The 12,321-nt window shown below is 68.8% G+C and carries 10 protein-coding genes; 7 read left to right on the top strand and 3 right to left on the bottom strand.

Going from position 1 to position 12,321, the window contains the following annotated elements; translation table 11 throughout:
* Positions 1-1,070: alanine dehydrogenase (gene ald / locus CRP50_RS24075; RefSeq protein ID WP_097281752.1), on the bottom strand; the 1,070-nt coding region annotated here is incomplete at its 3' end.
* A 125-nt stretch (positions 1,071-1,195) separates the two neighbouring features.
* Complete coding sequence (locus tag CRP50_RS24070; protein WP_097281751.1) at positions 1,196-2,518, bottom strand: aspartate aminotransferase family protein; 1,323 nt, start codon at positions 2,516-2,518, stop codon at positions 1,196-1,198.
* 175 nt (positions 2,519-2,693) lie between these two features.
* Between CRP50_RS24070 and CRP50_RS24065 the strand changes: the two genes are divergently transcribed.
* Both CRP50_RS24065 and CRP50_RS24060 read left to right on the top strand, forming a co-directional pair.
* On the top strand, positions 2,694-3,248 hold the full coding sequence (locus tag CRP50_RS24065; RefSeq protein WP_097281750.1) for a cupin domain-containing protein: 555 nt from the start codon (positions 2,694-2,696) through the stop codon (positions 3,246-3,248).
* A gap of 16 nt (positions 3,249-3,264) precedes the next feature.
* The gene (locus tag CRP50_RS24060) at positions 3,265-3,834 is read left to right on the top strand and encodes a nitroreductase (protein ID WP_097281749.1); all 570 of its coding nucleotides are present in this window, start codon (positions 3,265-3,267) and stop codon (positions 3,832-3,834) included.
* A gap of 83 nt (positions 3,835-3,917) precedes the next feature.
* Here the strand turns inward: CRP50_RS24060 and CRP50_RS24055 are convergent, their stop codons facing one another.
* Positions 3,918-4,559 (bottom strand): TetR/AcrR family transcriptional regulator, encoded by a 642-nt coding sequence (locus tag CRP50_RS24055; protein WP_097281748.1) that lies wholly within the window; start codon positions 4,557-4,559, stop codon positions 3,918-3,920.
* A gap of 520 nt (positions 4,560-5,079) precedes the next feature.
* Between CRP50_RS24055 and CRP50_RS24050 the strand changes: the two genes are divergently transcribed.
* The 5 genes from CRP50_RS24050 (at position 5,080) to hydA (ending at position 12,253) form a co-directional block, all read left to right on the top strand.
* Positions 5,080-6,351, top strand: a complete 1,272-nt coding sequence (locus CRP50_RS24050) for a Zn-dependent hydrolase (protein WP_097281747.1) — start codon at positions 5,080-5,082, stop codon at positions 6,349-6,351.
* A 59-nt stretch (positions 6,352-6,410) separates the two neighbouring features.
* On the top strand, positions 6,411-7,808 hold the full coding sequence (locus CRP50_RS24045) for an NAD(P)-dependent oxidoreductase (protein ID WP_097281746.1): 1,398 nt from the start codon (positions 6,411-6,413) through the stop codon (positions 7,806-7,808).
* A 27-nt stretch (positions 7,809-7,835) separates the two neighbouring features.
* Positions 7,836-9,119 (top strand): NAD-dependent dihydropyrimidine dehydrogenase subunit PreA, encoded by a 1,284-nt coding sequence (preA, locus tag CRP50_RS24040; protein WP_097281745.1) that lies wholly within the window; start codon positions 7,836-7,838, stop codon positions 9,117-9,119.
* Between the two features lie 49 nt (positions 9,120-9,168).
* A complete protein-coding gene (locus tag CRP50_RS24035) occupies positions 9,169-10,713 on the top strand; it encodes an NCS1 family nucleobase:cation symporter-1 (protein WP_097281744.1) in 1,545 nt (514 codons plus the stop codon).
* A 79-nt stretch (positions 10,714-10,792) separates the two neighbouring features.
* Positions 10,793-12,253, top strand: a complete 1,461-nt coding sequence (gene hydA, locus CRP50_RS24030) for a dihydropyrimidinase (RefSeq protein WP_097281743.1) — start codon at positions 10,793-10,795, stop codon at positions 12,251-12,253.
* Positions 12,254-12,321: the final 68 nt, after the last annotated feature.

The raw sequence follows: 12,321 nt of genomic DNA, 5'->3' as shown, positions 1-12,321 counted from the left end.
TCGGCGACAGCCGGATGGGTGATCTCGCCGTGCGCCACGTTCAGGCCGTCGAGCAGGTGGGCGTCGTCGGCCAGCGCCTGCCGCCAGCCCTTGTCCGCCAGCGCCAGCGCGAACGGCAGGGTGGCGTTGTTGAGCGCGAAGGTCGAGGTGCGCGCCACGCCGCCCGGCATGTTGGCGACGCAGTAGTGCACCACGTCGTCGACGATGTAGGTCGGCTCGGCGTGGGTGGTCGGCTTGGAGGTCTCGAAGCAGCCGCCCTGGTCGATGGCGACGTCCACCACCACCGCGCCCTTCTGCATCTTCGCCAGCATGGCGCGGTCCACCAGTTTCGGCGCCGAGGCGCCCGGCACCAGCACCGCACCGATCACCAGGTCGGCCTGGCAGACGTAGTCCTCGACGCTGTCGCGGGTGGAGTAGATGGTCTGCATGCGGCCGCCGAACAGCAGGTCCAGCTCCTTCAGCCGGTTGACCGACTTGTCGAGCACGACCACTTCTGCCTCCAGGCCCATGGCCATCTTGGCGGCATTGGTGCCGACCACGCCGCCGCCGAGGATCACCACCTTGCCCGACGGCACGCCCGGCACGCCGCCGAGCAGCACGCCGCGTCCGCCGGCCGACTTCTCCAGCGCCTTGGCGCCGGCCTGGATGGACATGCGCCCGGCCACTTCCGACATGGGCGCCAGCAGCGGCAACCCGCCGCGCGCGTCGGTGACGGTTTCATAGGCGACGGCGACGCAGCCGGACTCTTTCAGAAGCTTCGCCTGCTCCGGGTCCGGCGCGAGGTGCAGGTAGGTGAACAGCAACTGGCCCTCGCGCAGCATACGGCATTCGTGCGGCTGCGGCTCCTTCACCTTCACCACCATCTCGGCGCGGGCGAAGATTTCCTCGGGCGTGTCGACGATGCGCGCGCCCGCGGCCTGATAGTCGGCATCGGTGAGCGCGATGGCGCCGCCGGCGTTGGTCTGCACGATCACCTCGTGCCCGTGGTGCACCAGCTCGCGCACGCTGGCCGGCGTCAGGCCGACGCGGTACTCGTGGTTCTTGATTTCCTTCGGAACGCCGATGAGCATTTTGGACTCCCTGTCGTTCTTTTTGTGAACCACCAAGACACCAAGTCACCAAGGGGGCCGTGCCGGGTTGCGACGGTGCAGCCCGCACGGCCTCTTGGTGTCTTTGTGCCTTGGTGGTTTGAAACTCAGTCCAGATCGTTCAACACGTCGCGGATGGTCGAGAAGATCACGTCGATGTGCTCCTTCTCGATGATGAGCGGCGGCGACAGGGCGATGATGTCGCCGGTGGTGCGGATCAGCACGCCCTTCTCGTAGCACTTCAGGAATGCCTCGAAGGCGCGCGCCGTCGGCTTGCCGGGGCGCGGTTCCAGTTCGATGCCGGCGATCAGGCCCATGTTGCGCAGGTCGATGACGTGGCGGGTGCCCTTCAGGCTGTGCACCGCCTCTTCCCAATAGGGTGCCATTGCGGCGCAGCGCTCGAACAGGCCCTCGTCGCGGTAGACGTCGAGCGAGGCGATGCCGGCGGCGCAGGCCAGCGGATGGCCGGAATAGGTGTAGCCGTGGAACAGCTCGATGGCGCCTTCGGGGCCGGTCATGAAGGCGTCGTAGATGTGCTTGCGGGCGAACACGCAGCCCATGGGCACGGCGCCGTTGGTCAGGCCCTTGGCGGCGGTCACCAGGTCGGGCATGACGCCGAAATGCTCCACCGCGAAGCCGGAGCCGAGGCGGCCGAAGCCGGTGATGACCTCGTCGAAGATCAGCAGGATGCCGTGCTTGTCGCAGATGGCGCGCAGACGCTCCAGGTAGCCCTTGGGCGGCATCAGCACGCCGGTGGAGCCGGCCATGGGCTCGACGATGCAGGCGGCGATGGTCTCCGCCCCGTGCAGGGCGACGATGCGCTCCAGGTCGTCGGCGAGGTCCGCGCCGTGCTCCGGCTGGCCGCGCGAGAAGGCGTTCTGCTCCGGCAGGTGGGTGTGGCGCATGTGGTCGACGCCGGCCAGCAGCGAGCCGAAGAAGCGCCGGTTGTTGACGATGCCGCCGACCGAGATGCCGCCGAAGCCGACGCCGTGGTAGCCGCGCTCGCGCCCGATGAGCCGGGTGCGCGAGGCTTCGCCGCGGGCGCGGTGATAGGCCAGCGCGATCTTCAGCGCCGTGTCGACGCTTTCCGACCCCGAGTTGGTGTAGAACACGTGGTCGAGGTCGCCCGGCATCAGGGTGGCGAGGCGGCTCGCCAGCTCGAAGGCCTTGGGGTGGCCCATCTGGAAGGCGGGCGCGTAGTCCAGCTCGGCGGCCTGCTTCTGGATCGCCTCGACGATCTTGCGGTTGCCGTGGCCGGCGTTGACGCACCACAGCCCGGCCGTGCCGTCGACCACCTGGCGGCCCTCGGCCGTGGTGTAGTGCATGCCCTCGGCGGCGACGAACATGCGCGGCGCCGACTTGAACTGCCGGTTGGCCGTAAAGGGCATCCAGAACGGGCCGAGATCGTTGACGTTGGGCGCGTCCAGCATGAAGACCTCCGTGGAACCTGGGTTTTCGCCGGCTATCGCCCGGCTTTCTCCCAGGCTCCCACTGCGCCGGGCGCTTAACAAGCCGTTTTCTTGGGCCGGCTCAAGTGCTTGAAAAATATGATGCGGCGGTGCACCGTGTTCAGGATCGTGAACACGCTTAACGGGGCACCCGACCATGAGCCTCAACATCGGCGCCCGCCTGCGCGCCGTCCGCCAGCAGCACGGCCTGTCGCAGCGCGAGCTGGCCCGCCGCGCCGGGGTGACCAACGCCACCATCTCGCTCATCGAAAGCAACGGCATCAACCCGTCGGTCGGCAGCCTGAAGCGGGTGCTCGACGGCATCCCCATGGGGCTGTCGGAGTTCTTCTCCTTCGAGCTGCCGGAGGAGACGGAGCGCAAGGTGTTCTTCCCCGCCAACGAACTGGTGGAGATCGGCCGCGGCGGCATCTCCTACCGCCAGGTGGGCACCGACCTCACCGGCCGGGCGCTGCAGCTGATCGACGAGCGCTACGCCCCCGGCGCCGACAGCGGCAAGATCCTGCTGCGCCACGAGGGGGAGGAAGGCGGCGTCATCATCTCCGGCCGGCTGGAGGTGACGGTGGGCGACCAGAAACGGGTGCTCGGCCCCGGCGACGCCTATCTGTTCGACAGCCGCCTGCCGCACCGCTTCCGCAACGTGGGGGAGGAGCCGTGCACGGTCATCTCCGCCTGCACCCCGCCCAGCTTCTGAGCCAAGGAGACCCGCCATGACGCCGCATCCCGTCCTCGACCTCATCCTGTCCCGCCGCAGCGTCGCCCCGCGCCGGCTGGCCGCCCCCGGCCCGTCGGCGGAGCAGATCCATACCCTCGTCGCCTGCGCCGTCACCGCGCCGGACCACGGCGACCTGCGTCCGTGGCGCTTCCTGCGGGTGGCGCCGGGGTCGCGCGACCGCCTGGCCGAGGCCTTCGTCGCCGCCAAGCGCGAACTGGAGCCGGAGCCGACCGACGTCGCCCTGGAGCGCGCCCGCGCCAAGGCGCACAAGGAGCCGGAAACGCTGGTGGTGATCTTCCGCCCCGACCGCGCCGCCAGCATCCCGGTGCAGGAACAGGCCATGAGCGTCGGCGCCGCCTGCGAGAACATCCTGCTCGCCGCCGAGGCCATGGGCTACGGCGGCATGCTCATCAGCGGCGGCGAGGTGACGACCCGCGCCCTGCGCGACGCCTTCGGCCTGGCGGCGAGCGAGGAGCTGGTCGGCTTCATCGGCCTCGGCACCGTCGCCAACCCGCCGGGACCGCGCGAGCGCCCGGCGCCGGAGGACGTGCTGGCGGAGTGGTGACGGCGGTCGTGGACCACGAGCAGGGCGGCCGCCGACCGGACCGCCGTGGGTGAGCGGATCGGCTCCGGCCAAGGCGCCGGGGCCTATTCCGCCAGCAACCCCCGCAGAATCACCGTCGTCAGCGTCTCGGCGGCGCGGTCGTAGTCGGCGTCGGACAGGTCTTCCACGCCCAGCACCGCCGTCACCTGCGTGCCGAAGTCGGCGTAGGTCTGGGTGGTCGCCCAGATCATGAACAGCAGGTGGCGCGGGTCCACCGGGCGGATCTTGCCCTGCTCGATCCAGCGCTCGATCACCGCCGCCTTGGCGTCGGCCCATTTGCGCAAGGTGGTGTGCAGGTAGCCGATGAGGTGCGGCGCGCCGTGGATGATCTCGTTGGCGAAAACCTTCGATCCCAGGGGCCGTTCCTTGGACAGGCGCAGCTTCAGACGCACGTAGTGGCTGATGGCGGCCTCGGGGTCGTCGAGCGAATCGAACTCCGCCGCCGCCGCGAACCAGGTACCGACGATGTCTTCCAGCACCGTGCGGTACAGCTTTTCCTTGGTTCCGAAGTAATAATGGACATTGGCCTTCGGCACGCCCGCCAATTCGGCGATGAGGCCGGTCGTCGCGCCCTTGTATCCGTACTCGGCGAATACCTTTTCCGCCGCCAGCAGGATATGCGCCTGATTTTCTTGGCGGATGGCGGATTTCCTGGTCTTCACCGTGGTGCGCTGCGGTGCCGTCATCGCAAAATTTCCTACGAAATTGCTCTTTTCCTATCTTGACCGTTCGGTCAGGAGATGAATAGCATGAACTATCGCGAACGGACCCTGTCGCATTCAAAAACCACAAAGACAAGGGCCGTGTCCACCGGAGCTCGGGAGGCGCCGGGGCGAGCGCGAGGAACGTCGCGGGAAAGGCGGAGCAACTGCCACCTGCAACATCACCACCCCGGGGCCGTCCGGGGCGGCGCACTGGGAGACGGATATGCGCCACACCAACGCCAGTACCACCGATACCACCTGATCCATAGGCATGGCAGGACGGTCGCCCCTCGGCGCGTCCGCACACCATGACCCGCGCCGGCATCCTGTGCCCCGCGTTCCGCGCCCGCCACCGCTGGGCGTGAGCGCACCGCCATTTCCATGGGCCCTCGCCGGCGCCCCGCTCCTGCGGCCGACCCTTCGGCCGCGAACCCTGGGCCGTGCCCGCTCGGCGGCGTGCGTGCCCGTGTCCGTCCGTCACCGAGACACCGGGGAGACCCTGATGACCGCCCTCCAGAACATGAAGATCAACGGCCAGCGCCTGTGGGACAGCCTGATGGAAATGGCCAAGATCGGCGCCACCGAGAAGGGCGGCGTGTGCCGTCTGGCGCTGACCGACCTCGACCGCCAGGGCCGCGACCTCTTCGTGCAGTGGTGCAAGGAGGCCGGCTGCTCCATCCGCGTCGACCGCATGGGCAACATCTTCGCCCGCCGCGAGGGCCGCAACCCCGCCCTGCCCCCGATCATGACCGGCTCCCACCTCGACAGCCAGCCGACCGGCGGGCGGTTCGACGGCGTCTACGGCGTGCTGGCCGGCGTCGAGGTCCTGCGCACCCTCAACGACCTCGGCTACGAGACGGAAGCACCGGTGGAAGTGGCCGTGTGGACCAACGAGGAAGGCTCGCGCTTCGCCCCCGCCATGGTCGCTTCGGGCGTCTTCGCCGGCGTGTTCGACGTGGACTACGGCCTGTCGCGCAAGGACCAGGACGGCAAGACCATGGGCGAGGAACTGGCGCGCATCGGCTACGCCGGTCCCGACGACGCCTCGTACAAAAGCCACCCGGTCGGCGCCTACTTCGAGGCCCACATCGAGCAGGGCCCGATCCTGGAGGCCGAGGACAAGACCATCGGCGTCGTCACCGACGCGCAGGGCCAGCGCTGGTACGAACTCACCTTCACCGGCGTCGAGAGCCACGCCGGCCCGACCCCCATGAGCCGCCGCAAGGACGCCCTGCTGGGCGCGGCGCGGGTGGTGGACGCGGTGAACCGCATCGGCCTCGCCCACGCGCCGGTGGCCTGCGCGACGGTCGGCATGATGAACGTCTACCCCAACTCGCGCAACGTCATCCCCGGCCGCGTCTTCTTCACCGTCGACTTCCGCCACCCGTCCGACGACGTGCTGGCCGAGATGGACAAGGAACTGCGCGCCGAGGTCGACCGCATCGCCGGCGAAATCGGCCTGCAGGTCGAGCTGGAGCAGATCTTCTACTACAAGCCGGTGAAGTTCGAGGCGAGCTGCGTCGAGGCCGTGCGCAAGGGCGTCGCCGAAGGCGGCTTTTCCAACCGCGACATGGTGTCGGGCGCCGGCCACGACGCCTGCTACCTGGCCGGCGTGGCGCCGACCGCCATGATCTTCGTCCCCTGCATCGACGGCATCAGCCACAACGAGGTGGAGGACGCGAAGCCGGAATGGATCGCCGCCGGCTGCGAAGTGCTGCTCCACGCCATGTTGCAGAAGGCCAACGAAACGGTGAAGGAGACCGCCCCCGCCTGATCCCGCACCCCCACTGCCCGGCCCCACGCCCAAAACGAACCGATGAACGGGGAGATCCCATGACCCACACGGGAGACATCACGCCCGGCCGCCTGTCGGCGGACCAGCTCTCCGCCAACTTCGCGGACGCTCACCCGCCGCTCGACGGCAAGAACGCCGTCATCGAGGCGAACCGCTGCTACTACTGCTATGATGCGCCCTGCATCAAGGCCTGCCCGACCGGCATCGACATCCCGAGCTTCATCAAGAAGATCTCGACCGGCAACCTCAAGGGCTCGGCGCACGACATCCTGTCGGCCAACATCATGGGCGGCATGTGCGCCCGCGTCTGCCCGACGGAGATCCTCTGCGAGGACAAGTGCGTCCGCAATGCCGAGGGCCACAAGCCGGTGGAGATCGGCGCCCTGCAGCGCCATGCCACCGACACCCTGTTCGCCGCCGGCACCCAGCTGTTCACCCGCGCCGCGCCGACCGGGCGCAAGGTCGCGGTGGTCGGCGGCGGCCCCGCCGGCCTGTCGGCGGCGCACCGGCTCGCCATGCTCGGCCACGACGTCACCGTCTACGAGGCCCGCGACAAGCTCGCCGGCCTGAACGAATACGGCATCGCCGCCTACAAGACCGTCGACGGCTTCGCGCAGCGCGAAGTCGACTACATCCTCGCCATCGGCGGCATCACCGTGAAGACCGGCATGGCGCTCGGCCGCGACGTCACCCTGTCGGGCCTGCGGCGCGACTACGACGCCGTGTTCCTCGGCCTCGGGCTCGCCGGCGTCAACGCGCTGGGTGCGGAAGGCGAGGACCTGCCGGGGGTGCGCAACGCGGTGGACTTCATCGCCGAACTGCGCCAGGCCGCCGACCTGTCGGCCCTGCCCGTCGGCCGCCGCATCGTCGTCATCGGCGGCGGCAACACCGCGGTGGACGCCGCGGTGCAGAGCAGGAAGCTCGGTGCCGAGGACGTGACGCTGGTCTACCGCCGCGGCGCGGCGCAGATGTCGGCCACCTGGGTGGAGCAGGAGTTCGCCCAGACCAACGGCGTCACCGTGAAGCACTGGCTGGCGCCCAAGCGCGTGCTGGCCGAGGGCGGCACCGTCTCCGGCGTCGAGTTCGCCTATACCGCCACCGACGCCGCCGGGCGCCTGGTGGAAACCGGCGAAACCCGCGTCATCCCCTGCGACGTGGTGCTGAAGGCCATCGGCCAGACCTTCGTTCCAGCCCCGCTCACCGAAGGCGGCGTCGAACTGCTGGACCTGGAGAAGGGCCGCATCAAGGTCGACGAGACCCGCCGCACCTCGCTGCCCGGCGTGTGGGCCGGCGGCGACTGCGTGGCCGGCGGTCAGGACCTGACCGTCGCCGGCGTCGAGGACGGCAAGCGCGCCGCCATCGCCATCGACGCCTGGCTGCGCGCCTCGGCCGCCGCCGATGCGTCCGCCGCCGCCCCTGCCCCCCTGCCCGCCTGACGCGGCCCGATCGAGGAGAACGACGACATGGCGGATCTTCGCTGCACCATCGCCGGCATCCGGTCGCCCAACCCCTTCTGGCTGGCGTCCGCGCCGCCCACCGACAAGCAGTACAACGTCGAACGCGCCTTCCGCGCGGGCTGGGGCGGCGTCGTGTGGAAGACGCTCGGCATCGACCCGCCGGTGGTGAACGTCAGCTCGCGCTACGGCGCCGTCGACTACAACGGCACCCGCATCGCCGGCCTCAACAACATCGAGCTCATCACCGACCGCCCGCTCGAGGTGAACCTGCGCGAGATCAAGGAGGTCAAGCGCAAGTGGCCCGACCGCGCCATGGTGGTCAGCCTCATGGTTCCCTGCAACGAGGACGACTGGAAGTTCATCCTGCCGCTGGTGGAAGACACCGGCTGCGACGGGGTGGAGCTCAACTTCGGCTGCCCCCACGGCATGAGCGAGCGCGGCATGGGCGCCGCCGTCGGCCAGGTGCCGGAATACGTGGAGATGGTCACCCGCTGGGTGAAGCAGCACTCCCGCATGCCCTGCCTCGTGAAGCTGACCCCCAACATCACCGACGTGCGCCAGCCGGCGCGCGCCGCCAAGCGCGGCGGGGCGGACGGGGTGTCGCTCATCAACACCATCAACTCCATCGTGTCGGTCGACCTCGACATCATGGCGCCGACCCCGACGGTGGACGGCAAGGGCACACACGGCGGCTATTGCGGTCCGGCGGTGAAGCCCATCGCGCTGAACATGGTGGCGGAAATCGCCCGCGACCCGGCGACGCACGGCCTGCCCATGTCGGGCATCGGCGGCATTTCCACCTGGCGCGACGCCGCCGAGTACATCGCCCTCGGCTGCGGCAGCGTGCAGGTCTGTACCGCAGCGATGCACTATGGTTTCCGCATCGTCGAGGATATGATCGACGGCCTGAACAACTGGATGGACAGCAAGGGCTACCGGACCATCGAGGACTTCCGCGGCATGGCCGTCGGCAACGTCACCGACTGGAACCAGCTCAACATGAACTACGACATCAAGGCCCGCATCGACCAGGACACGTGCATCAAATGCGGGCTTTGCCATATCGCGTGCGAGGACACCAGCCACCAGGCCATCCGCTACCACACCGACGGCGCCGATCTGCGCAAGTTCGAGGTGGTGGACGAGGACTGCGTCGGCTGCAACCTGTGCATGCTCGCCTGCCCCGTGCCGGACTGCATCAGCATGGAGCGGGTGGACGACGGGAGGACGTACCTCAACTGGACGCAACACCCGAACAATCCGATGCGCAAGGAACCCGTCGAACAGTAATCAGAACGGGCCTGCACCTCGGATCCGCGCAAACAGGGAGCGCTTTTCGATGGTTGAGAAATACACCGAAGTGAAGGACGAGTTCGGGGTATCCCACGAGCGGTTCGCCGGGGCCGATCCGAACCTGTGGAACGAAGACCTGGCGCCGTCGACGCCGGAAGCCCGCACCTGGCAATGGTCGTCCATCGCCGCCCTGTGGGTCGGCATGGTGGTCTGCGTGCCGACCTACATGCTGTCGGCCGGCCTCGTGTCGGAAGGCATGGCGTGGTGGCAGGCGGTGCTGACGGTGCTGCTCGGCAACGTCATCGTGCTCATTCCCATGATGCTCATCGGGCACGCCGGCACCAAGCACGGCATTCCCTTCCCCGTGCTGCTGCGGTCGAGCTTCGGCACCACGGGCGCCAAGCTGCCCGCCCTGATGCGCGGACTGGTCGCCTGCGGCTGGTTCGGCATCAACACCTGGGTCGGCGGCATGGCGATCTACGTCATCCTGAACGCGCTGACCGGCGACGTCTTCAAGGGTGACCCGCTGCCGGTGCTCGGCATCGACATCGCGCAGACGCTCTGCTTCCTCGCCTTCTGGGCGCTGCACGTGTGGTTCATCGGCCGCGGCACCGAATCCATCCGCTGGCTGGAGAACCTCGCCGCGCCGTTCCTGCTGCTCATGGGCCTCGCGCTGCTGGCCTGGGCCTACGTCAACGCCGGCGGCTTCGGCGAGATGCTGTCGACGCCCTCGGCCTTCGTCGCCGGCGGTGCCAAGGAAGGGCAGTTCTGGGCCGTGTTCTGGCCGGGCCTGACCGCCATGGTGGGCTTCTGGGCGACCATGGCGCTCAACATCCCCGACTTCACCCGCTTCGCCCGCAGCCAGAAGGACCAGGTGGTCGGCCAGATGGTCGGCCTGCCGCTGCCCATGGCGCTGTTCGCCTTCATCGGCGTCGCCGTCACCTCGGCCACCGTCGTCATCTTCGGCGAGCCGATCTGGGATCCGGTGGCGCTGGCCGGCAAGATGGGCGGCTTCGGCGTCGTCATCGCGCTGTTCGCCCTGATGATCGCGACCCTGACCACCAACCTGGCCGCCAACGTGGTGGCGCCGGCCTACGGCTTCTCCAACCTCGCGCCCAGCAAGATCAGCTTCAAGATGGGCGGCTACATCACCGCTGGCATCGGCATCGCCATGTTCCCGTGGAAGCTGCTGGAAACGGCCGGCAGCTACCTCTTCACCTGGCTGGTCGGCTATTCGGCCCTGCTCGGCCCCATCGCCGGCATCCTGATCGTCGACTACTTCCTCATCCGCAAGACCGAGCCCGACGTCGCCGCCATGTTCCGCGGCGAGGGCAAGTACAGCTTCAACAACGGCTGGAACCCGGCCGCCGTCATCGCCCTGGTGCTCGGCATCCTGCCGAACCTGCCGGGCTTCCTCGGGGCCGCCGGCCTCGTGGAGGGTGTCGGCGCCTTCTGGACGACCCTCTACGGCTACGCCTGGTTCGTCGGCCTCGGCATCGCCGGTGCCGTCTACGGCGGCCTGATGTGGGGCAAGCGCACCGCCGAAGCCGGCGGCACCGCGCCCGAGACGAAGGTGGCGCCCTCCGCGTAAGCGGGGGGTTCCCCTCCCTTCTGTTCGCTCGTCCGAACCCGACGACCACCGATACGACTTCGATTCTGGGAGATCGACCATGGCATTGCTCATCAAGGGCGGCACCGTCGTCACCGCCGAGACCACCACCCGCGCCGACGTGCTGTGCGAGGGCGACACGGTGGTCGCCGTCGGGCCGGACCTCGACGCGCCGGCCGGCTGCGAGGTGGTGGATGCCGGCGGCGCCTACGTCATGCCGGGCGGCATCGACCCGCACACCCACATGCAGCTGCCCTTCATGGGCACCGTCGCCAGCGAGGACTTCTACACCGGCACCGCCGCCGGCCTCGCGGGCGGCACCACCATGATCATCGACTTCGTCATCCCGGCGCCGCAGCAGCAGCTGATGGACGCCTGGCGCCAGTGGCGCGAGTGGTCGGAGAAAGCCTGCGCCGACTACTCCTTCCACGTCGCCGTGACGTGGTGGGACGAAACCGTCCACCGCGACATGGGCACGCTGGTCCATGAGCACGGCGTCAACAGCTTCAAGCACTTCATGGCGTACAAGAACGCCATCATGGCCGACGACGAAATCCTGGCGAACAGCTTCAGCCGCGCGCTGGAACTGGGCGCCATCCCGACCGTCCACGCCGAGAACGGCGAGCTGGTCTTCCGCCTGCAGCAGAAGATCAAGGACATGGGCATCACCGGGCCGGAGGGGCACCCGCTGTCCCGCCCGCCGGAGGTGGAGGGCGAAGCCGCCCACCGCGCCATCCGCATTGCCCAGGTGCTCGGCACGCCGCTCTACATCGTCCACAACTCGTGCAAGGAGGCGCTGGAGGCCATCACCGCCGCCCGCGCCAACGGCCAGCGCGTGTTCGGCGAGGTGCTGGCGGGCCACCTGCTCATCGACGACAGCGTCTACCGCCACCCCGATTTCGACTTCGCGGCGGCCCACGTCATGAGCCCGCCGTTCCGCGGCAAGGAACACCAGGAAGCGCTGTGGAAGGGCCTGCAATCGGGCAACCTGCAGACCACCGCCACCGACCACTGCTGCTTCTGCGCGCCGCAGAAGGCCGCCGGCAAGGACGACTTCACCAAGATCCCCAACGGCACCGGCGGTGTCGAGGACCGCATGGCGGTGCTGTGGCATCACGGCGTCGGCGCCGGGCGGCTGACCATGAACGAGTTCGTGGCGGTCACCAGCACCAACGCAGCCAAGATCTTCAACATCCACCCGCGCAAGGGGACCATCGCCGTCGGCTCCGACGCCGACATCGTGGTGTGGGACCCGGCCGCCACCAAGACCATTTCCGCCAAGACTCATCACCAGAACGTCGACTTCAACATCTTCGAAGGCATGACGGTGACGGGCCTGCCGGCGGTGACCATCTCGGCCGGTGTCGTCAAGTACCGCGACGGCACGCTCACGGCCGAGCGCGGCTCCGGCCGCCATGTCGAGCGCCCGGCCTTCGCGCCGGTGTTCGACGCCCTGCAGAAGACCGCCGACCGCCTGCGTCCCACCGCCGTCGACCGCGGCGGCAAGGCGGCGGCGGAGTAACCTCCCAAGCTCCCAAGGCCGCAATCCTGGCCCACCTTCGGGGAGGTCCCGCACCGGGGCCTCCCCGT

It is taken from the genome of Caenispirillum bisanense, from assembly GCF_900230255.1.
GTDB lineage: Bacteria > Pseudomonadota > Alphaproteobacteria > Rhodospirillales > Rhodospirillaceae > Caenispirillum > Caenispirillum bisanense_A.
This window is presented reverse-complemented; position numbering and strand designations above follow the sequence as displayed.